This window comes from Rahnella sp. PCH160, from assembly GCF_047784855.1.
GTDB lineage: Bacteria > Pseudomonadota > Gammaproteobacteria > Enterobacterales > Enterobacteriaceae > Rahnella.
On the sequence record NZ_JBLOGT010000001.1, the window covers coordinates 579,917 to 600,056 of the forward strand.

The 20,140-nt window shown below is 48.2% G+C and carries 37 protein-coding genes; 2 read left to right on the forward strand and 35 right to left on the reverse strand.

Going from position 1 to position 20,140, the window contains the following annotated elements:
• Positions 1–51: 51 nt before the first annotated feature.
• Positions 52–1,163 (reverse strand): IS3 family transposase gene (locus tag ACM5QY_RS02650; RefSeq protein ID WP_416118689.1). Its coding sequence is split into 2 segments (ribosomal slippage): positions 52–902 and positions 902–1,163, totalling 1,113 coding nucleotides; the frame shifts between segments, so codons are not numbered across the junction.
• Positions 1,164–1,330: 167 nt separating this feature from the next.
• Between ACM5QY_RS02650 and mscL the strand changes: the two genes are divergently transcribed.
• Positions 1,331–1,747 carry a large-conductance mechanosensitive channel protein MscL gene (gene mscL / locus ACM5QY_RS02655; protein ID WP_416119107.1) on the forward strand — a complete coding sequence of 139 codons (417 nt, stop codon included), beginning with the start codon at positions 1,331–1,333 and terminating at the stop codon, positions 1,745–1,747.
• Positions 1,748–1,777: 30 nt separating this feature from the next.
• On the opposite strand, the gene ACM5QY_RS02660 is transcribed toward mscL, so the two are convergent.
• The 31 genes from ACM5QY_RS02660 to rpsJ form a co-directional block, all read right to left on the reverse strand.
• On the reverse strand, positions 1,778–1,978 hold the full coding sequence (locus ACM5QY_RS02660; protein WP_416119108.1) for an alternative ribosome-rescue factor A: 201 nt from the start codon (positions 1,976–1,978) through the stop codon (positions 1,778–1,780).
• A gap of 101 nt (positions 1,979–2,079) precedes the next feature.
• Entirely contained in the window at positions 2,080–2,496 is a 417-nt protein-coding gene (gene zntR, locus ACM5QY_RS02665; protein ID WP_416119109.1) for a Zn(2+)-responsive transcriptional regulator, read from the reverse strand.
• Between the two features lie 5 nt (positions 2,497–2,501).
• Complete coding sequence (locus tag ACM5QY_RS02670) at positions 2,502–2,867, reverse strand: DnaJ family domain-containing protein (protein WP_416119110.1); 366 nt, start codon at positions 2,865–2,867, stop codon at positions 2,502–2,504.
• 160 nt (positions 2,868–3,027) lie between these two features.
• Positions 3,028–3,417, reverse strand: coding sequence for a 50S ribosomal protein L17 (rplQ, locus tag ACM5QY_RS02675; RefSeq protein ID WP_034793661.1), 390 nt, complete (start codon positions 3,415–3,417; stop codon positions 3,028–3,030).
• Positions 3,418–3,457: 40 nt separating this feature from the next.
• Complete coding sequence (locus ACM5QY_RS02680) at positions 3,458–4,447, reverse strand: DNA-directed RNA polymerase subunit alpha (RefSeq protein WP_002919219.1); 990 nt, start codon at positions 4,445–4,447, stop codon at positions 3,458–3,460.
• A gap of 25 nt (positions 4,448–4,472) precedes the next feature.
• The gene (gene rpsD / locus ACM5QY_RS02685) at positions 4,473–5,093 is read right to left on the reverse strand and encodes a 30S ribosomal protein S4 (RefSeq protein WP_095923750.1); all 621 of its coding nucleotides are present in this window, start codon (positions 5,091–5,093) and stop codon (positions 4,473–4,475) included.
• 32 nt (positions 5,094–5,125) lie between these two features.
• The gene (rpsK, locus tag ACM5QY_RS02690; protein ID WP_004929731.1) at positions 5,126–5,515 is read right to left on the reverse strand and encodes a 30S ribosomal protein S11; all 390 of its coding nucleotides are present in this window, start codon (positions 5,513–5,515) and stop codon (positions 5,126–5,128) included.
• Between the two features lie 17 nt (positions 5,516–5,532).
• Positions 5,533–5,889, reverse strand: coding sequence for a 30S ribosomal protein S13 (rpsM, locus tag ACM5QY_RS02695; RefSeq protein ID WP_013573704.1), 357 nt, complete (start codon positions 5,887–5,889; stop codon positions 5,533–5,535).
• A gap of 148 nt (positions 5,890–6,037) precedes the next feature.
• Positions 6,038–6,154, reverse strand: a complete 117-nt coding sequence (gene rpmJ, locus ACM5QY_RS02700; protein ID WP_012768118.1) for a 50S ribosomal protein L36 — start codon at positions 6,152–6,154, stop codon at positions 6,038–6,040.
• A 33-nt stretch (positions 6,155–6,187) separates the two neighbouring features.
• The gene (gene secY / locus ACM5QY_RS02705; protein ID WP_034793668.1) at positions 6,188–7,519 is read right to left on the reverse strand and encodes a preprotein translocase subunit SecY; all 1,332 of its coding nucleotides are present in this window, start codon (positions 7,517–7,519) and stop codon (positions 6,188–6,190) included.
• A 7-nt stretch (positions 7,520–7,526) separates the two neighbouring features.
• Positions 7,527–7,961, reverse strand: coding sequence for a 50S ribosomal protein L15 (rplO, locus tag ACM5QY_RS02710; RefSeq protein WP_013573702.1), 435 nt, complete (start codon positions 7,959–7,961; stop codon positions 7,527–7,529).
• 3 nt (positions 7,962–7,964) lie between these two features.
• Positions 7,965–8,144, reverse strand: a complete 180-nt coding sequence (gene rpmD, locus ACM5QY_RS02715) for a 50S ribosomal protein L30 (protein WP_101080134.1) — start codon at positions 8,142–8,144, stop codon at positions 7,965–7,967.
• A gap of 6 nt (positions 8,145–8,150) precedes the next feature.
• Positions 8,151–8,651, reverse strand: coding sequence for a 30S ribosomal protein S5 (gene rpsE / locus ACM5QY_RS02720; protein ID WP_101080135.1), 501 nt, complete (start codon positions 8,649–8,651; stop codon positions 8,151–8,153).
• Between the two features lie 14 nt (positions 8,652–8,665).
• A complete protein-coding gene (gene rplR / locus ACM5QY_RS02725; protein ID WP_013573699.1) occupies positions 8,666–9,019 on the reverse strand; it encodes a 50S ribosomal protein L18 in 354 nt (117 codons plus the stop codon).
• Positions 9,020–9,028: 9 nt separating this feature from the next.
• Positions 9,029–9,562 (reverse strand): 50S ribosomal protein L6, encoded by a 534-nt coding sequence (rplF, locus tag ACM5QY_RS02730; RefSeq protein WP_013573698.1) that lies wholly within the window; start codon positions 9,560–9,562, stop codon positions 9,029–9,031.
• A gap of 13 nt (positions 9,563–9,575) precedes the next feature.
• On the reverse strand, positions 9,576–9,968 hold the full coding sequence (gene rpsH / locus ACM5QY_RS02735; RefSeq protein WP_104923581.1) for a 30S ribosomal protein S8: 393 nt from the start codon (positions 9,966–9,968) through the stop codon (positions 9,576–9,578).
• Positions 9,969–10,001: 33 nt separating this feature from the next.
• Positions 10,002–10,307, reverse strand: coding sequence for a 30S ribosomal protein S14 (gene rpsN / locus ACM5QY_RS02740; RefSeq protein WP_013573696.1), 306 nt, complete (start codon positions 10,305–10,307; stop codon positions 10,002–10,004).
• Between the two features lie 13 nt (positions 10,308–10,320).
• Positions 10,321–10,860, reverse strand: a complete 540-nt coding sequence (gene rplE, locus ACM5QY_RS02745) for a 50S ribosomal protein L5 (protein ID WP_013573695.1) — start codon at positions 10,858–10,860, stop codon at positions 10,321–10,323.
• Positions 10,861–10,874: 14 nt separating this feature from the next.
• Positions 10,875–11,189 (reverse strand): 50S ribosomal protein L24, encoded by a 315-nt coding sequence (gene rplX / locus ACM5QY_RS02750; protein WP_013573694.1) that lies wholly within the window; start codon positions 11,187–11,189, stop codon positions 10,875–10,877.
• A gap of 10 nt (positions 11,190–11,199) precedes the next feature.
• Positions 11,200–11,571 (reverse strand): 50S ribosomal protein L14, encoded by a 372-nt coding sequence (gene rplN / locus ACM5QY_RS02755; RefSeq protein WP_008457164.1) that lies wholly within the window; start codon positions 11,569–11,571, stop codon positions 11,200–11,202.
• Positions 11,572–11,741: 170 nt separating this feature from the next.
• On the reverse strand, positions 11,742–11,996 hold the full coding sequence (rpsQ, locus tag ACM5QY_RS02760; RefSeq protein WP_014333604.1) for a 30S ribosomal protein S17: 255 nt from the start codon (positions 11,994–11,996) through the stop codon (positions 11,742–11,744).
• Positions 11,996–12,187, reverse strand: coding sequence for a 50S ribosomal protein L29 (rpmC, locus tag ACM5QY_RS02765; protein ID WP_013573692.1), 192 nt, complete (start codon positions 12,185–12,187; stop codon positions 11,996–11,998). Before rpmC ends, rpsQ begins: the two co-directional genes overlap by 1 nt.
• Complete coding sequence (gene rplP / locus ACM5QY_RS02770; protein WP_104923582.1) at positions 12,187–12,597, reverse strand: 50S ribosomal protein L16; 411 nt, start codon at positions 12,595–12,597, stop codon at positions 12,187–12,189. Before rplP ends, rpmC begins: the two co-directional genes overlap by 1 nt.
• 12 nt (positions 12,598–12,609) lie before the next feature.
• Positions 12,610–13,308, reverse strand: coding sequence for a 30S ribosomal protein S3 (gene rpsC / locus ACM5QY_RS02775; protein ID WP_104923583.1), 699 nt, complete (start codon positions 13,306–13,308; stop codon positions 12,610–12,612).
• 17 nt (positions 13,309–13,325) lie between these two features.
• Positions 13,326–13,658 carry a 50S ribosomal protein L22 gene (gene rplV, locus ACM5QY_RS02780; RefSeq protein ID WP_004391423.1) on the reverse strand — a complete coding sequence of 111 codons (333 nt, stop codon included), beginning with the start codon at positions 13,656–13,658 and terminating at the stop codon, positions 13,326–13,328.
• A 14-nt stretch (positions 13,659–13,672) separates the two neighbouring features.
• Complete coding sequence (gene rpsS / locus ACM5QY_RS02785; protein ID WP_004929772.1) at positions 13,673–13,951, reverse strand: 30S ribosomal protein S19; 279 nt, start codon at positions 13,949–13,951, stop codon at positions 13,673–13,675.
• 14 nt (positions 13,952–13,965) lie between these two features.
• A complete protein-coding gene (gene rplB / locus ACM5QY_RS02790) occupies positions 13,966–14,790 on the reverse strand; it encodes a 50S ribosomal protein L2 (RefSeq protein ID WP_104923584.1) in 825 nt (274 codons plus the stop codon).
• A 19-nt stretch (positions 14,791–14,809) separates the two neighbouring features.
• Positions 14,810–15,112: a 50S ribosomal protein L23 gene (gene rplW / locus ACM5QY_RS02795; protein ID WP_056778023.1), complete on the reverse strand. Its 303-nt coding sequence runs from the start codon at positions 15,110–15,112 to the stop codon at positions 14,810–14,812.
• Complete coding sequence (gene rplD, locus ACM5QY_RS02800; RefSeq protein WP_009639177.1) at positions 15,109–15,714, reverse strand: 50S ribosomal protein L4; 606 nt, start codon at positions 15,712–15,714, stop codon at positions 15,109–15,111. Before rplD ends, rplW begins: the two co-directional genes overlap by 4 nt.
• A gap of 16 nt (positions 15,715–15,730) precedes the next feature.
• Positions 15,731–16,360 (reverse strand): 50S ribosomal protein L3, encoded by a 630-nt coding sequence (gene rplC, locus ACM5QY_RS02805; protein ID WP_056778020.1) that lies wholly within the window; start codon positions 16,358–16,360, stop codon positions 15,731–15,733.
• A gap of 31 nt (positions 16,361–16,391) precedes the next feature.
• The gene (rpsJ, locus tag ACM5QY_RS02810; RefSeq protein ID WP_009639175.1) at positions 16,392–16,703 is read right to left on the reverse strand and encodes a 30S ribosomal protein S10; all 312 of its coding nucleotides are present in this window, start codon (positions 16,701–16,703) and stop codon (positions 16,392–16,394) included.
• A gap of 438 nt (positions 16,704–17,141) precedes the next feature.
• On the opposite strand from rpsJ, the gene ACM5QY_RS02815 reads away from it, so the two are divergent.
• Positions 17,142–17,966 carry a prepilin peptidase gene (locus ACM5QY_RS02815; protein ID WP_416119111.1) on the forward strand — a complete coding sequence of 275 codons (825 nt, stop codon included), beginning with the start codon at positions 17,142–17,144 and terminating at the stop codon, positions 17,964–17,966.
• 25 nt (positions 17,967–17,991) lie between these two features.
• On the opposite strand, the gene bfr is transcribed toward ACM5QY_RS02815, so the two are convergent.
• The 3 genes from bfr to tuf form a co-directional block, all read right to left on the reverse strand.
• The gene (gene bfr, locus ACM5QY_RS02820; protein ID WP_416119112.1) at positions 17,992–18,471 is read right to left on the reverse strand and encodes a bacterioferritin; all 480 of its coding nucleotides are present in this window, start codon (positions 18,469–18,471) and stop codon (positions 17,992–17,994) included.
• Between the two features lie 84 nt (positions 18,472–18,555).
• On the reverse strand, positions 18,556–18,750 hold the full coding sequence (bfd, locus tag ACM5QY_RS02825; protein ID WP_416119113.1) for a bacterioferritin-associated ferredoxin: 195 nt from the start codon (positions 18,748–18,750) through the stop codon (positions 18,556–18,558).
• Positions 18,751–18,895: 145 nt separating this feature from the next.
• Positions 18,896–20,080 (reverse strand): elongation factor Tu, encoded by a 1,185-nt coding sequence (gene tuf, locus ACM5QY_RS02830; protein ID WP_416119114.1) that lies wholly within the window; start codon positions 20,078–20,080, stop codon positions 18,896–18,898.
• Between the last annotated feature and the right edge of the window lie 60 nt (positions 20,081–20,140).

A 20,140-nucleotide genomic window follows, 5' to 3' on the forward strand; every position in this document is an offset into this window, starting at 1 on the left:
GATGAGTCGCTGATAATTTGGTGCTAAGCAGGTTTTGTAAGCACACCCGTTTTAGTTCCACGCACTTTTTGAGATTTCCGTATTTTCGGCCATCAGCCTGTACTCTTCCGGCGTCAGGTTATTCAGAGATTCATGAGGTCGCTCGCTGTTATATTCCATCAGCCAGCGCTCTGTGATTTCCCGTACTTCGTTCAGAGTTCTGAACAGGTAAAAATCCAGTATTTCTGTCCGGTACGTCCGGTTAAACCGTTCGATAAAGGCATTCTGCGTCGGCTTACCCGGCTTGATAAATTCCAGCATCACACCATGCTCTTCTGCCCAATTCGCCAGAGCCAGTGAGATTAATTCCGGTCCATTGTCCATCCGCATCTTCAGCGGGTATCCGCGGTTTGCCACAATCCTGTCCAGTACCCGGACGACACGCTGGGCCGGAATATTCAGGTCTATTTCTATCGCCAGCGCCTCACGGTTAAAATCATCCACCACGTTAAAGGTTCGAAAGCGTCTGCCGCAGACGAGCGCATCGTGCATAAAATCGATCGACCAGCTCTGGTTTAATGCTTCCGGTGTTGCCAATGGTACCGGGTCGCGCACCGGCAGGCGTTGTTTACCCTTACGACGAAAATTCAGTTTCAGCAGGCAGTAAATCCGGTGTACACGCTTATGATTCCAGGCATTACCGTGCCTGCGAAGCACCTGAAAGAGCTTCTTAAAACCGTATCGCGGATAGCGTTCCGCCATTTCAGTCAGCGCCTGGATCACCGGCTCATCGCGACGGGTATCGGGCTGATAAAAATACACCGTCCTGCTCAGCGATAATGTCCTGCATGCCTGACGTAAGCTCATGGCAAATTGCGCCGTCAGATAGCTGACGAGCTCACGCTTTATCGCTGGTTTTAAAGCTTTTTTTCGATGACGTCTTTCAACGCGCGGCATTCCAGACTGAGGTCGGCAAACATCTGTTTGAGCCGCCGGTTCTCGTCTTCCAGATCTTTGATCTTTTTGATATCGGCGGCTTCCATCCCGCCATATTTCGCTTTCCAGTTGTAATAGCTGGCTTCTGAAATTGCGGCCTCGCGGCAGACATCTTTGACGGTCCTGCCAGCTTCGACGGATTTCAGGACGGCGATGATCTGGTGCTCGGTGAATCGGATCTTGCGCATAGCGATCTCCTCAGGGGACATAATCAGTATGTCGGAAGATCTCTAAAAGTGAATGGTTCGTTTTACCGGGATACTTACAGTTTCAGTAGAGAACTTTTATAGCGAAGACGCAACATATGGTCTTTACTTTGTTGGACACATTTGATGAATTTGCCAAGGAGTATTTTATGAGTTTTATGAAAGAGTTTCGTGAATTTGCCATGCGCGGCAATGTGGTCGATCTGGCCGTTGGTGTCATCATTGGTGCAGCCTTCGGCAAGATAGTGTCATCATTTGTTGCTGATATTATTATGCCACCGCTGGGCCTGCTGATTGGTGGTGTCGATTTCAAGCAATTCGCTTTTGTACTCAGAGAAGCGCAGGGAACCGTACCCGCAGTCGTGATGCATTACGGCGTGTTTATCCAAAATATCTTTGATTTCGTCATTGTTGCTTTAGCAATCTTCTGCGCGATCACCCTGATGAACAAAATGCGTCGTAAACAGGAAGATGTGCCTGCAGCAACGCCAAAACCTACTGCTGAAGAAATTTTACTGGCAGAGATTCGCGATTTACTGAAAGGGCAGCAGACACCGAAATTGTAACGAAGAAGAAAATTGCTTTTGGTTTGAATTTTAGAAGGGCAGTGTTGAATATTCGATTAAACACTCAACACTGCCCTCCAGATAACTCCCCTTTCCATTCTTCTCTTTTCTACGATAACTTCCCTTACCTTTCTGATTCTTCTCAATGCGCTGTTTAAACAGTGGGTCATGAAGAAGAGCCTGCAAAGCATTATCCTGAATGGTCCCTTTTTGGTGCTTATAGTGAGTCATAGATTCCTCGGTTTATAAAAATGCGATTGGATAAAATACCAGCGCATCATACTGTGTTTAATTTCCAGCCGGTAGTATACTTTTCAAAATGTATCAGTAAATCAGGCCACTTTTCCGGCCCCATCTTCAAGTGCCTCTAAAATTGAGCAGCTTTCAGTGGTGTGGGCAGAACCACAGCAAGCAGCACTCAGTCTTTTCAATGATTCCCGCATCTGTGTCAGCTCTTGCAATTTCAGTTCAACCTCAGCAAGACGCTCATCAACGATAGACTTCGATTCCTGGCAAGTATGATGCAGGGGATCAACGCGAATAGAGAGCAGTTCCTTTATTGCATCAAGCGTAAATCCGGTAGATTTTGCATACCGGATAAATCGCAAGCGTTGTAAATCGTTCTCGTCATACTGACGATAGCCTGAGGGATTTCGTAAACCCACCGCCATCATTTCCTGTTTTTCATAATAACGAACAGTATCTGTCGAGACGCCCGCCAAAGCAGCCAGCTCACCAATTTTATACATGATCATTAACCTCCAAAGTTATCCTTTAGCGCTTCTTTATACCGCCCATGAAGCAAGTCTATGTTCATACCCGCTTGCTGCAAACGCAGTAGGAGGACTTTGAGGCGCTTTTCAATAACAGAAAACAGAGGATCATCGCAGGTTAGAACATTAAGCATATGATCCAATTCCATCACTTCTTTTCGATCCTGTAACTCAGGAGGCAAATAACCTGCATTTTTGAGAATACGGTAAGCCGTTCTCAGCGCCTCTGGAACACCGCTATCATCATCAAGGATAAGAGGCTGCCCACTTCCGGGAAGATTATCAAACTCACCATTTTCCTGAGCATGTTGAATGTGTTTTTCAACCCACTGATCAATCAGAAACATGATTATGCCTTAGCCAGACTGGCAGTTTCACCTTAGAGCAGCATAGCGCGGAAAGAAAAGAAATTCAGGATGTATGGTGCTGGAAGAGATGAAATTTGAGACGTCAAATTTTAGGCGTAAAAAAACCGGGCAAAGCCCGGCTTTTTCATGCATCTACAGATTATTCAGCAGTTGCTACTTCTGCTTGTGACTCTGCACGATCAACGAGCTCGATGTAAGCCATCGGCGCATTGTCGCCTGCACGGAAACCACACTTCAGAATGCGAGTGTAACCACCGGCACGGCTCGCGAAACGCGGGCCCAGTTCATTAAACAGTTTTGCCACGATCTCGTTATCACGAGTACGGGCGAATGCCAGACGACGATTTGCAACGTTGTCGGTCTTGGCAAGAGTAATCAGCGGCTCAACAACGCGACGCAGCTCTTTCGCTTTCGGCAGGGTCGTCTTGATTATTTCATGACGAACCAAAGAGCCGGCCATGTTACGGAACATAGCCTGTCGGTGGCTGCTGTTACGGTTCAGTTGACGACCACTCTTACGATGGCGCATGACCTTATCCTTCTCAGTAAAACCTTAACCTGTGATCCGGTTACTCGTCAGCAATACTTGCTGGTGGCCAGTTTTCCAGGCGCATGCCCAGAGACAAACCACGGGACGCAAGTACATCTTTGATCTCAGTAAGAGATTTTTTACCCAGGTTAGGTGTTTTAAGTAACTCAACCTCGGTACGCTGTACCAGATCACCGATGTAGTGGATTGCTTCTGCCTTAAGGCAGTTAGCAGAGCGGACAGTCAATTCCAGATCGTCAACAGGGCGCAGCAGGATTGGATCGAATTCCGGCTTCTCTTCTTTGACTTCCGGTTGACGTACATCACGTAAATCAACGAAAGCTTCAAGTTGTTCAGCAAGAATGGTCGCCGCACGACGGATCGCCTCTTCAGGATCGATCGTACCGTTGGTTTCCATTTCGATAACCAGCTTGTCCAAATCAGTACGCTGTTCTACACGCGCTGCTTCAACATTGTAGGCAATTCGCTCTACAGGGCTGTAGCATGCATCTACTAACAGACGACCAATTGGGCGCTCATCTTCTTCCGAATGAATTCGGGCAGACGCCGGCACATAACCACGACCGCGCTGAACTTTGATGCGCATGCTAATAGCAGCGTTCTCATCGGTCAGGTGGCAGATGACATGTTGCGGCTTGACGATTTCGACATCACCATCATGGGTAATGTCGGCTGCAGTCACAGGGCCAATGCCAGACTTATTCAGGGTAAGAATAACTTCATCTTTCCCTTGAACTCTCACCGCCAGCCCTTTCAGGTTGAGCAGGATCTCCAGGATATCTTCCTGTACGCCTTCTTTGGTGCTGTACTCATGCAGTACACCATCAATCTCAACCTCGGTCACCGCGCAACCCGGCATGGATGAAAGCAGAATACGGCGCAGTGCGTTGCCTAAAGTATGGCCAAAGCCACGTTCTAAAGGCTCAAGGGTCACCTTGGCGTGCGTCGAACTGACTTGCTCGATATCTACCAGGCGCGGTTTTAGAAACTCTGTCACAGAACCCTGCATTGTGTCCTCTCTTTGGTACTAAGCCTTACTTGGAGTAAAGCTCGACGATCAGGTGTTCGTTAATGTCGGAAGACAGATCAGTACGTTCAGGCATACGCTTGAACACACCTTCCATCTTAGCAGCATCAACTTCAAGCCAAGTCGGCTTTTCACGCTGTTCAGCCAACTCCAAAGCGGCCTTCACACGAGATTGCTTTTTAGCTTTCTCTCGGATGCTGACAACGTCATTCGGAGATACCTGATAAGAAGCGATGTTAACAACGCGACCGTTTACCATGATAGCTTTGTGGCTAACTAACTGGCGCGATTCCGCACGAGTAGCGCCGAAGCCCATACGATAAACAACGTTGTCCAAACGACCTTCAAGCAGTTGCAACAGGTTTGCACCGGTGTTGCCTTTCAGGCGTGCTGCTTCTTTATAATAGTTACGGAACTGACGCTCGAGAACACCATAGATACGGCGAACTTTTTGCTTTTCACGTAACTGTACACCGTAGTCAGACAGACGCGGTTTACGCGCACCATGCTGACCAGGAGCTTGTTCAATTTTACACTTGGTATCGATCGCGCGAACGCCAGATTTAAGGAATAAATCTGTGCCCTCACGACGGCTAAGCTTGAGCTTAGGACCCAAATATCTTGCCATTTTCTCTCTCCAACAAACCTAAAAAAGCAGCGTTATACGCGGCGCTTTTTCGGCGGACGACAACCGTTATGAGGGATAGGAGTCACATCAGTAATATTAGTGATGCGGAAACCAGCCGCGTTTAATGCGCGGATAGTAGACTCACGACCAGGACCAGGTCCTTTAACCATAACTTCCAGATTCTTGATACCGTATTCTTTCACTGCGTCAGCGCAGCGCTCTGCTGCAACCTGAGCTGCGAACGGAGTGGATTTACGAGAACCACGGAAACCGGAACCACCAGCTGTTGCCCAACCCAAAGCATTACCCTGACGATCGGTAATGGTAACAATGGTGTTGTTGAAAGAAGCATGGATATGAGCCACGCCGTCAGAGACTTGTTTTCTTACACGTTTACGTGTACGAACAGGTGCCTTTGCCATTTATTCAATCACCCCGATTATTTCTTGATCGGTTTACGCGGACCCTTACGGGTACGTGCGTTAGTCTTGGTACGCTGACCGCGTACTGGAAGACCACGACGATGACGCAAACCACGATAAGTCCCAAGGTCCATAAGACGCTTGATGCTCAGGGTGACTTCACGACGCAGATCACCTTCAACAATGAACTTGGCAACTTCGTCACGCAGTTTTTCGATTTGCTCTTCAGACAGCTCACTGATCTTAACATTTTCAGCAATACCGGATGCAGCACAGATAGACTGTGAGCGGGTTTTACCGATGCCGTAAATCGAAGTTAATGCGATTACGGTATGTTTCTGATCAGGAATGTTAATGCCTGCTATACGGGCCACTATGCACTCCTACTATTTATATACGGCAATACCATTCTGAAAAGCCCGTTTTCAGGATACTCAAATAGTATTGCTGCTTACATACAAAAGATTGGCTGGCTAATCTAGCCAGCTCAACCCAACTTTGCAAGAAAAATATGCGAGATAATCAGCCTTGACGCTGTTTATGCTTCGGTTCGGCGCTGCAGATTACGCGAACGATACCGTTACGCTTAACAATTTTGCAGTTACGACATAATTTCTTGACGGAAGCACGAACTTTCATTTTTACTCTCCGTAACTTCGCAAACGCACCAGATCAGCGGTTATAGCCTTTCAGGTTTGCTTTCTTCAATGCAGACTCGTACTGACTTGACATCATCAGAGTTTGCACTTGAGCCATAAAGTCCATAATGACCACGACTACGATTAGTAGTGAAGTACCACCAAAGTAGAATGGAACTTTCATCGCGTCACGCATGAACTCCGGGATAAGGCAGATGAAAGTAATATACATCGCACCAATTAAGGTTAAACGAGTCATCACTTTATCGATGTACTTCGCCGTTTGCTCTCCCGGACGAATTCCTGGTACAAATGCACCGGACTTCTTCAGGTTATCTGCTGTCTCACGCGGGTTAAACACCAACGCAGTATAAAAGAAACAGAAGAAGATGATTGCAGTCGCATAGAGTAACACATAAAGCGGTTGTCCAGGCTGCAAATACAGCGAAATCGTAGTCAGCCAGTTCCAACCAGTTCCGCCCCCGAACCATGATGCAATCGTGGCAGGGAACAGAATAATGCTGGAAGCGAAGATTGCAGGGATAACCCCGGCCATATTCACTTTCAACGGTAAGTGCGTGCTCTGTGCTGCATAGACACGACGACCTTGCTGACGTTTGGCATAGTTAACGACAATACGACGTTGACCACGTTCGACAAACACAACAAAGAAAGTCACTGCAAACACTAAAACTGCAACCAACAGCAACAGGAGGAAGTGCAGGTCGCCTTGCCGAGCTTGTTCGATAGTATGTGCAACTGCTGGCGGGAGACCCGCTACGATACCGGCAAAAATAATGATCGAAATACCGTTACCGATACCTCGTTCAGTAATTTGTTCACCCAGCCACATGAGGAACATTGTCCCAGTAACCAGACTCACAACAGCAGTAAAGTAGAATGCGAAGCCTGGATTTAACACCAGGCCTTGCATACCAGGCATGTTCGGCAAACCGGTAGCAATACCGATCGACTGAAACACTGCCAATACCAGCGTACCGTATCGGGTGTACTGGCTAATCTTACGACGGCCAGCCTCCCCTTCTTTCTTAATTTCCGCTAACGCTGGATGAACCACCGTTAACAACTGGATAATGATCGATGCCGAAATGTACGGCATGATCCCCAGAGCAAAGATTGAAGCACGGCTGAGTGCACCACCAGAGAACATGTTAAACATTTCTATGATGGTGCCTCTTTGCTGCTCGAGCAATTTGGCAAGTACAGTGGCATCAATACCAGGGATCGGAATAAAAGAGCCGATACGGAAAACAATCAGCGCACCGATAACAAACAAAAGTCTGCGCTTCAGTTCGCCTAGTCCACCCTTGGCACTTTGAAAATCTAATCCCGGTTGCTTAGCCATCTGCTACTTATTCCTCAATTTTACCGCCAGCAGCTTCGATAGCAACACGAGCGCCTTTGGTGACACGCAAACCACGCAGAGTTACCGCACGACCAACTTCGCCTGAAAGGATTACTTTCGCGAACTCGATCTGGATACCAACTACGTTAGCGGCTTTCAGCGCGTTCAGGTCGATCACGTCGCCTTCCACCAGAGCCAGTTCAGACAGACGAACTTCTGCCGTGATCATAGCTTTGCGGGAGGTGAAGCCGAATTTCGGCAAACGACGATATAAAGGCATCTGACCACCTTCAAAACCGCGACGTACGCCACCGCCAGAACGTGAGTTCTGACCTTTGTGACCACGACCGCCGGTTTTACCCAGGCCAGAACCAATACCACGACCTACACGCCTTGGCGCTTGTTTGGCACCATCAGCCGGAGACAGAGTATTTAAACGCATCTCTTACTCCTCAACCTTAACCATGTAGGAAACCAGGTTGATCATACCGCGTACAGCAGGAGTATCCTCGCGCTCTACGGTGTGACCAATACGACGCAGACCCAGACCAACCAGAGTAGCTTTATGCTTAGGCAGGCGGCCAATTGAACTGCGAGTTTGTGTAACTTTAATAGTCTTTGCCATGGTTAATTACCCCAGAATTTCTTCAACGGATTTACCACGCTTGGCAGCGACCATTTGTGGGGATTTCATATTTGCCAGAGCATCAATAGTTGCACGAACCACGTTAATCGGGTTTGTAGAACCATAAGCTTTAGCCAATACGTTATGTACCCCTGCAACTTCCAGGACGGCGCGCATTGCACCACCGGCGATGATACCGGTACCTTCGGAAGCCGGCTGCATGAACACACGGGAACCCGTATGAGCACCTTTAACAGGATGCTGCAGGGTGCCGCTATTCAGCGCGACATTCAACATGTTGCGACGGGCTTTTTCCATCGCTTTCTGGATCGCTGCCGGAACTTCGCGTGCTTTGCCGTAGCCAAAACCAACGCGACCGTTACCATCACCAACTACTGTCAGTGCGGTAAAGCTGAAGATACGGCCACCTTTTACGGTTTTAGATACGCGGTTTACCGCGATCAGCTTTTCCTGCAGTTCGCCAGCTTGTTTTTCGATGTGAGCCATCTTAAACCTCTTCCTTAGAACTGAAGGCCAGCTTCACGGGCAGCATCTGCCAGTGCCTGGACTCGACCATGATATTGGAAACCGGAACGGTCAAAGGATACTTTCGTGATCCCTTTTTCCAATGCGCGTTCTGCGATAGCTTTACCTACAGCAGTGGCAGCATCTTTGTTGCCGGTATACTTCAGTTGCTCAGTGATAGTTTTTTCTACAGTAGATGCAGCAACTATGACTTCAGAACCGTTTGGTGCGATGACCTGTGCGTAAATATGACGCGGGGTACGATGTACCACCAGACGAGTCGCACCCAATTCTTTGAGCTTGCGGCGTGCGCGGGTCGCACGACGGATACGAGCAGATTTCTTATCCATAGTGTTACCTTACTTCTTCTTAGCCTCTTTGGTACGCACGACTTCGTCGGCGTAACGGACACCCTTGCCTTTATAAGGCTCAGGACGACGGTAGGCACGTAAATCCGCAGCAACCTGACCAATAACCTGTTTATCAGCGCCTTTAAGCACGATTTCGGTTTGGGTCGGGCATTCTGCAGTAATGCCTTCCGGCAGTTGATGATCGACCGGGTGAGAGAAGCCTAAGGCCAAATTCACCACGTTGCCTTTAACAGCAGCACGATAACCAACACCTACCAGTTGAAGCTTTTTAGTGAAGCCGTCGGTAACACCTACAACCATAGAGTTCAACAGTGCACGAGTGGTACCCGCTTGGGCCCAACCGTCTACAGCGCCTTCGCGTGGAGCGAAAGTCAGTGTATTTTCTTCCTGTTTAACTACAACAGCGTCATGGATAGTACGTGACAGCTCGCCGTTTTTACCCTTAATCGAAATAACCTGACCGTTGAGTTTTACCTCTACGCCGGCAGGAATGACGACGGGTGCTTTTGCAACACGAGACATTCTTTCCTCCCAATTAAGCTACGTAGCAGATAATCTCGCCACCAAGACCAGCCTGGCGAGCTGCACGATCGGTCATAACACCTTTAGAGGTAGAAATAACAGCGATACCCATGCCGGCCATAACTTTTGGCAGCTCATCTTTTTTCTTGTAGATGCGCAGACCTGGACGGCTGATACGTTGAATGCTTTCTACCACCGGGCTTCCCTGGAAGTACTTCAGTACTAATTCCAGTTCAGGTTTGGCGTCGCCTTCGATTTTAAATTCTTCAATATAGCCTTCTTCCTTCAGCACGTTGGCAATAGCCACTTTCAGCTTGGAGGAAGGCATGGTGACCGCAACTTTGTTCGCGGCTTGACCGTTACGGATACGGGTCAGCATATCCGCGATCGGATCTTGCATGCTCATCTGTCTTTACTCCCGTGATTCAATTGGTGACAATTACCAGCTAGCCTTTTTAAGACCCGGAATTTCACCGCGCATAGCGGCTTCACGGACCTTAATACGGCTCAACCCGAACTTCCGCAGGAAAGCATGCGGACGACCAGTTTGACGGCAGCGGTTACGCTGACGAGACGGGCTGGAATCACGCGGCAGAGACTGCAGCTTAAGAACTGCATCCCAACGATCTTCGTCGGATGAGTTCACACCAGAGATAATAGCTTTCAATTCCTCGCGTTTAGCGCGGTATTTATCAGCCAGTTTTACGCGAACGACTTCGCGTGCTTTCATGGATTGCTTAGCCATTAGTAACCCTGCCTTACTTGCGGAACGGGAAGTTAAAGGCTGTCAGCAATGCACGGCCCTCATCATCGGATTTCGCAGTAGTGGTGATAGTAATATCTAAACCACGAACGCGATCGACTTTATCATAATCGATTTCCGGGAAGATGATCTGTTCACGCACGCCCATGCTGTAGTTACCACGACCATCGAAAGACTTAGCAGACAAGCCGCGGAAGTCACGAATACGTGGAACAGCAATAGAGACCAGACGCTCAAAGAACTCCCACATGCGTTCGCCGCGGAGGGTTACTTTACAGCCGATCGGATAGCCCTGACGGATTTTGAAGCCTGCAACTGATTTGCGTGCTTTGGTGATCAGCGGTTTTTGACCGGAGATTGCTGCCAGGTCAGCTGCTGCGTTATCCAGCAGTTTCTTGTCAGCGATCGCTTCACCAACACCCATGTTCAGGGTGATCTTCTCGACCCGAGGGACTTGCATGACAGAATTGTAACCAAACTCAGCCATGAGTTTTTTTACGACATCGTCTTTGTAGTAATCATGCAGTTTCGCCATCGTACTACTCCAAATTACTTGATAGTTACGCTGTTAGATTTGAAGAAACGGACTTTTTTGCCGTCTTCGAATCTAAAGCCTACACGGTCCGCCTTGCCAGTAGCCGTGTTGAAGAGAGCAACGTTAGAAACCGGAATTGCAGCTTCTTTTTCAACGATGCCGCCTGGTTGGTTCAGGGCCGGTACAGGCTTCTGATGTTTTTTAACCAGGTTGATCCCTTCAACAATGACCTTGCCAGAAGACAGGACATTTTTTACTTTACCGCGCTTACCTTTATCTTTACCGGTAAGCAGGATAACTTCGTCATCACGACGGATTTTCGCTGCCATGGTTCGCTCCTTAGAGTACTTCTGGTGCCAGAGAGATAATTTTCATGAACTTCTCATTACGCAGTTCACGAGTTACCGGCCCAAAAATACGCGTGCCGATTGGCTGCTCACTGTTATTATTTAAAATAACGCATGCATTACCATCGAAGCGAATGACAGAACCGTCCGGGCGACGAACACCCTTCTTGGTGCGCACCACTACCGCCTTCAGCACATCGCCTTTCTTCACCTTACCGCGAGGAATTGCTTCCTTGATGGTAATTTTGATGATGTCGCCGACGCCTGCGTAGCGACGGTGCGAGCCACCTAGAACCTTGATACACATTACGCGACGTGCACCGGAGTTGTCGGCCACGGTCAGCATAGTCTGTTCTTGGATCATGTTAGTGCTCCGCTAATGTCAACTACAACTTTAGGACCCAGGATAGGTCGTTAAGAAATCCCCACAATATGAGGGCGCGGCATTATAACACCGGTTCCCGATTATGGGTAGAAAAAATAAACGGCCCACGTACATGAGCCGTTTATTTATTTTTGAGAGGCGCTACTGTATTACAGAATCGCTTTCTCTACAACTCGAACCAAGGTCCAAGACTTAGTCTTAGACAGCGGACGGCATTCGCTGATTTCTACAACGTCGCCGATACCACATTCATTGTTCTCGTCATGTACGTGCAATTTGGTCGTACGTTTGATGAATTTACCGTAGATCGGGTGTTTCACCACACGTTCAATCGCAACAACGATGGATTTCTCCATTTTGTCACTGATTACGCGACCCTGCAGAGTACGGATCTTATCAGTCATTACGCACCCGCCTTTTCAGTCAGTAAAGTCTTCACACGTGCAACATCACGACGCACTTGTTTCAACAGGTGTGTTTGCTGCAACTGGCCACTTGCCGTTTGCATGCGCAGGTTAAACTGCTCACGCAAAAGGTTAAGAAGCTCAGTGTTCAGCTCTTCCACGCTTTTTTCGCGCAGCTCTTGTGCTTTCATTACATCACCGTCTTAGTTACAAAGGTGGTTTTGATAGGCAGTTTGGCTGCTGCCAGCTGGAAGGCCTCACGAGCTACCTCTTCAGGCACACCGTCCATTTCATACAGGACTTTACCAGGCTGAATCAAAGCAACCCAATATTCTACGTTGCCTTTACCTTTACCCATACGAACTTCAAGCGGTTTCTCGGTGATCGGTTTGTCCGGGAATACTCGGATCCAGATCTTACCTTGACGCTTAACTGCACGGGTCATCGCACGACGTGCTGCTTCAATTTGACGAGCAGTCAGACGACCACGGCCAACAGCTTTCAGACCGTAAGTGCCGAAGCTCACATCCGTACCTTGCGCAAGACCACGGTTGCGGCCCTTGTGCACCTTACGGAATTTTGTACGCTTTGGTTGTAACATCAGCGACTCTCCTTACTTGCGGCCTTTACGCTGCTGCTTTTTAGGTTGAGCAGCCGGTTCCGGTTGTTCAACTGCAGCCATACCACCCAGGATCTCACCTTTGAAGATCCATACCTTAACGCCGATTACACCATAAGTGGTGTGCGCTTCAGATGTGTTGTAATCGATATCCGCACGCAGAGTGTGCAACGGAACACGACCTTCACGGTACCATTCGGTACGCGCGATTTCAGCACCGCCAAGACGGCCGCTTACTTCAACTTTGATACCTTTAGCGCCAAGACGCATTGCGTTCTGTACAGCACGCTTCATAGCACGACGGAACATAACGCGACGTTCCAGCTGTGAAGTGATACTGTCAGCAACCAATTTTGCGTCCAGTTCCGGTTTACGGATTTCGGCGATGTTAATCTGCGCAGGAACGCCAGCGATATCCGCTACGACCTTACGCAGTTTTTCGACATCTTCACCTTTCTTGCCGATAACGATGCCAGGGCGAGCAGTGTGAATAGTCACACGGATGCTCTTCGCTGGACGCTCGATAACGATGCGAGAAACGGAAGCTTTCGCCAATTCTTTAGTCAAGAACTGGCGAACTTTAAAGTCGCTGTCCAGGTTGTCAGCGAAATCTTTGGTATTTGCATACCAAGTAGAATTCCAAGGTTTGACAATACCTAGGCGAATACCATTAGGATGTACTTTCTGACCCATTGCTAGTCTCCAGAGTCTCAGCGATCGGACACAACCACAGTAATGTGGCTGGTGCGCTTCAGGATGCGATCTGCACGACCTTTAGCACGCGGCATAATGCGCTTCATGCTTGGGCCTTCGTCTACGAAAATCTTCGTGACTTTGAGATCATCGATGTCAGCGCCATCGTTGTGTTCTGCGTTAGCAATGGCAGACTCCAGCACCTTCTTAACCAGACCAGCAGCTTTCTTGTTGGTATAGGCCAAAGTTTCCAGAGCTTGCGACACTTTCTTACCGCGGATCAGGTCAGCAACAAGGCGGACCTTCTGAGCAGAAGAACGAGCGTGGCGATGTTTAGCTATAGTTTCCATCTCTTCCTCCTACCTTAGCGCTTTTTAGCTTTTTTATCAGCCGCATGGCCGCGATAAGTACGAGTCGGCGCGAATTCACCCAGTTTGTGACCGACCATTTCATCGGAAACGAACACTGGTACGTGCTGACGACCATTATGGACAGCGATGGTCAAACCGATCATGTTAGGAAAGATCGTTGAACGACGGGACCAAGTGCGCAAAGGCTTCTTGTCACCGCTTTCCACCGCTTTCTCTACCTTCTTCAGCAAGTGCAGGTCAATAAAAGGACCTTTCTTGAGAGAACGTGGCATGGCTTATCCTCTAATTATTTTTTACTACGGCGACGTACAATGAATTTATCAGTACGCTTGTTGCTACGGGTCTTCTTACCTTTGGTTTGAACGCCCCACGGAGTTACCGGGTGCTTACCAAAGTTACGACCTTCACCACCACCGTGTGGGTGATCGACTGGGTTCATCGCAGTACCGCGAACGGTAGGACGAATACCACGCCAACGACTTGCACCTGCTTTACCCAGAACGCGAAGCATATGTTCAGAGTTACCGACTTCACCTAAGGTGGCGCGGCAATCAATCTGAACTTTACGCATTTCGCCAGAGCGCAGACGCAGAGTTACGTAGGAACCGTCACGAGCAACGATCTGAACGTAGGCACCGGCTGAACGAGCCATCTGCCCGCCTTTACCTGGTTTCATTTCTACGTTATGAACCGTTGAACCTACTGGGATGTTGCGCATAGGCAGGGCGTTACCTGTCTTGATTGCAGCATCAACGCCAGATTGGATCTGGTCACCCACTTTCAGGCCTTTCGGCGCCAGGATGTAACGGCGTTCGCCGTCTTTGTACAGAACCAGCGCGATATTCGCGGAACGGTTCGGATCGTACTCCAGACGCTCAACCACTGCAGCGATGCCATCTTTGTTGCGTTTGAAGTCAACAAGACGGTAATGCTGTTTGTGGCCACCACCGATATGACGGGTGGTGATACGGCCATTGTTGTTACGGCCACCGCTTTTGCTCAGTTTTTCAAGCAGCGGGGCAAAAGGTTTACCCTTGTGCAGCTCAGGGTTAACCACTTTAACAACGTGGCGACGACCCGGAGATGTAGGTTTACATTTAACAATTGCCATTGTTTCTTACTCCTCCGACTTACTCAGCGCCGCTGATGAAGTCCAGATTCTGGCCTTCTTTCAGGGTGACGTAAGCTTTTTTCCAGTCGCTACGACGACCAACACGCTGACCCTGACGTTTCACTTTGCCTTTAACCAGCAAGGTGTTTACGTCTTCGACTTCGACTTCAAACAGCTTCGAAACCGCAGCTTTGATTTCTGCTTTAGTCGCGTCTTTGGCAACTTTGAGTACGATGGTGTTGTTCTTTTCCATCGCGGTAGAAGCTTTTTCAGAAACGTGCGGCGCGCGCAGCACTTTCAGCAGACGTTCTTCACGAATCATGCCAGCATCTCCTCAACTTGCTTCACAGCGTCAGCAGTCATAACCACTTTGTCGAAGGCGATCAGGCTTACTGGATCGATACCTGCAACATCGCGAACGTCAACCTTGTAAAGGTTACGTGCCGCCAGGAACAAATTCTCGTCGACTTCGCCAGTTACAATCAGCACGTCTTCCAGAGCCATGTCTTTCAGTTTCTGTGCGAGCAGCTTAGTTTTAGGCGCTTCGACAGAGAACGTTTCGACAACGATCAGACGATCTTGACGTACCAGTTCGGACAGAATGCTTTTCAGCGCGCCGCGGTACATCTTTTTGTTTACTTTTTGACTGTGGTCCTGTGGCTTTGCAGCGAAGGTCACACCACCGGAACGCCAGATTGGGCTCTTTACAGAACCTGCTCGCGCACGGCCAGTACCTTTCTGACGCCAAGGTTTTTTACCGGAACCAGTTACTTCAGCACGGGTCTTCTGAGCGCGAGTACCTTGACGGGCACCTGCTGCATAAGCAACAACGACCTGGTGTACCAGCGCTTCATTGAAATCACGCCCGAAGGTAGTTTCGGAAACAGTCAGCGCGCTTTGCGCGTCTTTCACTACTAATTCCATTCCTATCTCCTCGACGTTAAGCCTTAACAGCAGGTTTAACGATCAGGTTGCCACCGGTTGCACCCGGAACAGCACCCTTGACCAGTAGTAGGTTGCGCTCAGCATCAACGCGTACTACATCCAGGCTCTGAACGGTTACACGTTCGTTACCCAGTTGGCCTGCCATTTTCTTACCTTTGAACACTTTACCTGGAGTCTGGTTCTGACCGATTGAACCATGTCCACGGTGTGCCAAGGAGTTACCATGGGTAGCATCTTGGGTACGGAAGTTCCAGCGCTTAACTGTGCCAGCAAAACCTTTACCTTTAGAAGTACCGGTAACATCGACTTTCTTAACGTCTGCGAAAATTTCAACGCTAATGTTCTGACCTGCAGTAAATTCTTCACCTTCTGCAAGGCGGAATTCCCACAGACCGCGGCCAGCTTCTACGCCAGCTTTAGCGAAGTGACCCGCTTCTGGTTTGGTTACACGGTTAGCTTTTTTGCTACCAGTAGTAACCTGCACAGCACGGTAACCATCGTTGTCCAGGTCTTTGACCTGAGTAACGCGGTTTGCTTCAATTTCGATAACGGTTACTGGGATAGAAACGCCATCTTCTGTGAAGATACGAGTCATACCCACTTTCTTACCGACTAAACCAATCATTGTTTCAACCTCTCAATCGTCAATGACCTGATTAACCCAGGCTGATCTGCACGTCTACACCAGCAGCCAGATCCAGACGCATCAGAGCATCAACGGTTTTCTCGGTTGGCTCAACGATGTCAACCAGACGCTTATGAGTACGAATTTCATACTGATCGCGCGCATCTTTATTGACGTGCGGAGAAATCAGAATAGTAAAACGCTCTTTGCGGGTCGGCAGCGGGATTGGACCACGAACTTGCGCACCAGTGCGCTTCGCAGTCTCAACGATTTCCGCAGTTGATTGATCGATCAGACGATGATCAAACGCTTTCAGGCGGATACGGATTCTTTGGTTCTGCATGAGACCAGAGCTCCAATTATTTTAAACGTAAATGATTACTACTCATACCCATTTCGATTGATGGGAGAGTGTAATCGTTCTTCACATAACCCCCATATCGGGAGTATTGTTGACCAGCGAGTTACCTCATTGGCCAGCTGATTCTGATTGAATCAGGCTTACCAATATTAGGTAAGCCCGCGCATTATACGTAAATCGCCGGAATAAGCAACTCCCAATGCTGACGATGTGCTTTTATTTTGCTCGACACATCATGACTGGCCTTCCTGTTGAATCTGTTTCTCTCTCAGTAATTCATCCCACCTATACCCTCCCTTCAAATCATCATTTTCAAAATGTCATCACAGTTAAGATTGAATTCTCTCGCCGTTCTCATATATGAAATGCAATATCTTCAGCTACTAAATTTTGCGATTTAAGCTAGTGAAAGGAAAAATCATGGAGGAAATATGGCGAGGTCTGCTGGGAGGGCGTGGGATTTTTACATACAGTTTGCAGGTTGGCTCTTTGGTAGCAGGTTTGTTCTTCGGCCGTTTTTTCAATGCGTTCGTCTGTCATTATTGTCCCAAAGTGAGCTCAAAGACAGACTCAGGTCTCCTTCCAGATTTCTCAACGTCTGCATGCTATTGCCAAGACTGCAAACACGTATTGAGTACCTGGCAAAACATTCGCTTATTTAATGAGTTGTTACTTAAGCCGCGCGGCTATTACTGTCATGAGCGAATCTCTTTACGCTATTCGCTTGCAGAGTTAACTTGTGGGCTGTTGTTCCTCAGCATCTCTTTTGTTGCCCCCTCCCTCATCGATGTTATCCAAATATGCGTATTCGCTTGGTTTCTCATAGCCCTAAGTATGATCGATTGCTTCACCCTTCTGTTGCCAGATGCACTCACTCAGCCGCTAATGTGGTTGGGGTTACTGTTAAGCGTGTCTGGCTTTGGAATACCACTGGAGTTTGCTGTGCTCGGCTCAATCTTAGGTTATCTGTCTTTGTGGATACTTTATTGGATATTTAGAATTTTCACAGGGCAAGAAGGTATCGGGTACGGTGATTTAAAATTACTCGCAGCCATCGGAGCATGGGTGGGATTTGAAATGCTTCCGCTCGTCTGCACTTTAGCTGCATTTTCGGGGATTGTATTTTGGCTGTGTTGGAAAGCAACGGGGCGCAGTAGTCATCTTATACCGTTTGGCCCCGGACTTTCATCTGCTGGCTTGCTCATCTACATCTGCCAGAAGAGCCACATGCTCTGGCTGATGTAATCTTTACGGGTTCAGCTCTCAGACCTCACTGCGATTCATCTTTTAACTGAGACTGGATATAGTTTTGCAGGCCAATGCGGCCAATGAGTTCAATCTCTGTTTCCAGCCAGTCGATGTGATGTTCCTCATCGGCCAAAATTGTGATCATGATATCTCGGCTGACGTAATCATGAACGGAATCAGCATGTGCGATGGCTTCGCGCAGATCTTTCGCACCCTCAAGCTCAAGAAGTAAATCTGACTTCAGCATTTCCTCGACATCTTCACCAATATTGAGTTTGCCGAGATCTTGCAGATTAGGAAGACCTTCCAGAAACAAAATACGCTCTATATAGATATCAGCATGTTTCATTTCGTCGATAGACTCATGATACTCGATACCATTCAGGCGCATTAAGCCCCAGTTTTTAAACATACGGGCGTGCAAAAAATACTGATTAATCGCAACCAGTTCATTTCCAAGAAGTTTATTGAGGTGTGCAATGACTTTTTTATCGCCTTTCATAGGTAACTCCTCCGTTCCGGTATCTAAAGCGTAGATCCGGTACAGAGTAAGTCAAAAAAAAGGCACACTTTTAATGAAGTATTTTTACGCTATGTTTTTGAACTCTGGAATTTGCTGTAATTCATCTTCCATTATCTGGCGTGCAGCTCGCACACATTTGCCACACTGAGTTCCTACGGGAACAAAATTTCTGAGCTGTTGAAACGTTTGTGGCTGGTAACACCTTACGGCCTGTCTGATCGTTTTATCACTGACTGAATTACATAAACACACGTACATATAAACCACACTTCGTCTAAATCTTAGACTAACTGTAAATGAGAATGGTTATTATTGCAAATGCTGTTTATGCACTTCCCTCACAAATTTCTCACAATAAAAAAGGGTGCCGAAGCACCCCTTTTTTGCTTTTAATTATCAGCGATTAAGCGATAACTTTAGCAACAACACCAGCGCCTACAGTACGGCCGCCTTCACGGATTGCGAAACGCAAACCTTGGTCCATCGCGATTGGATGGATCAGGGTAACAACCATGTTGATGTTGTCACCTGGCATTACCATCTCAACGCCTTCTGGCAGTTCGATGGTACCGGTCACGTCAGTTGTACGGAAGTAGAACTGTGGACGGTAGCCTTTGAAGAACGGAGTATGACGGCCGCCTTCATCTTTGCTCAGGATATAAACTTCTGAGTCAAAGGTCGTGTGTGGTTTGATTGAGCCTGGTTTAGCCAGAACTTGACCACGTTCGATGTCTTCACGCTTAATACCACGCAGCAGAACACCAACGTTCTCACCAGCACGGCCTTCGTCCAGCAGTTTGCGGAACATTTCAACGCCAGTACAAGTAGATTTCACGGTATCTTTGATACCCACGATTTCAACTTCTTCGCCGACTTTAACGATACCGCGCTCTACACGACCGGTAACAACTGTACCACGGCCGGAGATGGAGAATACGTCTTCGATTGGCAGCAGGAACGGCTGGTCGATAGCACGTTCTGGTTCTGGGATGTAAGAATCCAGGAAACCAGCCAGTTCGATGATTTTAGCTTCCCACTCAGCTTCGCCTTCCAGTGCTTTCAGCGCTGAACCACGAACAACTGGGATGTCGTCGCCTGGGAATTCGTACAGAGAAAGAAGTTCACGAACTTCCATTTCTACCAATTCCAGCAGCTCTTCGTCATCAACCATGTCGCATTTGTTCATGAATACGATCATGTATGGAACGCCAACCTGGCGACCCAACAGGATGTGCTCACGAGTCTGAGGCATAGGGCCGTCAGTTGCAGCAACAACCAGAATTGCACCGTCCATCTGAGCAGCACCGGTGATCATGTTTTTCACATAGTCGGCGTGGCCTGGGCAGTCAACGTGCGCGTAGTGACGAGCTGGGGTGTCATATTCAACGTGTGAAGTGTTGATGGTGATACCACGAGCTTTTTCTTCTGGTGCGTTATCGATCTGGTCGAATGCGCGTGCAGAACCGCCGTAGGTTTTAGCCAGAACGGTAGTGATTGCTGCAGTCAGGGTAGTTTTACCGTGGTCAACGTGGCCGATAGTACCAACGTTAACGTGCGGTTTTGTACGTTCAAATTTTTCTTTAGACACGGCTATATTCCTTACTCTTGTGCTCTCCCTTCAAAGAGAGAGCACGGGATCATTGTGTTT